This is a genomic window from Streptomyces atratus, assembly GCF_014648655.1.
GTDB classification, from domain to species: domain Bacteria; phylum Actinomycetota; class Actinomycetes; order Streptomycetales; family Streptomycetaceae; genus Streptomyces; species Streptomyces atratus.
The window spans coordinates 1-1,097 of sequence record NZ_BMRN01000190.1; the positions used below are offsets into that span (position 1 = coordinate 1).

Genomic DNA, 1,097 nt, shown 5'->3' on the forward strand with positions numbered 1-1,097 from the left:
ATCCGCAGCAGCGGTTGTTGCTGGAGGCGTCCTGGGAGGCCGTGGAGAGTGCGGGGATCGATCCGCTGTCGCTGAAGGGCAGCCGGACCGGCGTCTTCGCCGGCGTCATGTACCACGACTACGGCCCCGGAACCAGCGACGGCAGCCTGGTGACCGGCCGGGTCGCCTTCACCCTGGGCCTGGAAGGGCCCGCTGTCACCGTCGACACCGCCTGCTCCTCCTCGCTGGTGGCCCTGCACTGGGCCACCCAGGCGCTGCGCCGCGGCGACTGCTCGATGGCGCTGGTCGGCGGTGTGACGGTGATGACCACGCCGGACATGTTTCTCTACTTCAGCCACCAGCGCGGTATGGCGAAGGACGGGCGTTGCAAGTCCTTCGCGGCCGATGCGGACGGGACCGGCTGCTCCGAAGGCGTCGGCGTCCTCATGGTCGAGCGTCTCTCGGACGCCCGGAGGAACGGGCATCCGGTCCTGGCCGTGATCCGGGGCAGCGCCATCAACCAGGACGGCGCGTCCAGCGGCATGACCACCCCGAACGGCCCGTCGCAGCAGCGGGTGATCCGAGCCGCGCTGGAGAACGCGGGGCTGACGACGAACGACGTGGATGCGGTGGAGGCGCACGGGACGGGGACACGGTTGGGTGATCCGATCGAGGCGCAGGCGCTGTTGGCGACGTACGGTCAGGGGCGTCCTGACAATGATCCTTTGTGGTTGGGGTCGTTGAAGTCGAACCTCGGCCACACGCAGGCGGCTGCGGGTGTGGGTGGGGTGATCAAGGCGGTTCAGGCGATCCGTCACGGCGTGCTGCCGAAGTCCCTCCATGCGGAGACGCGTTCGCCTCATGTGGACTGGTCTGCGGGTGCGGTGGAGTTGTTGACGGAGGCGCGGGTCTGGCCGGTGCGGGAGCGTCCGCGTCGGGTGGGTGTGTCGTCGTTCGGGCTGAGTGGGACGAATGCGCATGTGATTGTGGAGCAGGCGCCGGAGCCGGATGGGTCGGAGGCGGTTGTTTCGGCCGGGTTGCCGGTGGTGCCGGTTGTTTTGTCGGGTCGGGGTGAGGGTGCGTTGCGGGGGCAGGCGGCGCGGTTGTTGGAGTGTGTG

At 69.1% G+C, this 1,097-nt stretch carries 1 protein-coding gene; it reads left to right on the forward strand.

The genetic code is table 11. The features are described 5' to 3' along the window. Positions 1-1,097 (forward strand): beta-ketoacyl synthase N-terminal-like domain-containing protein (locus tag IEZ15_RS44015; RefSeq protein WP_189282523.1); only part of this gene is annotated, 1,097 nt, incomplete at both ends.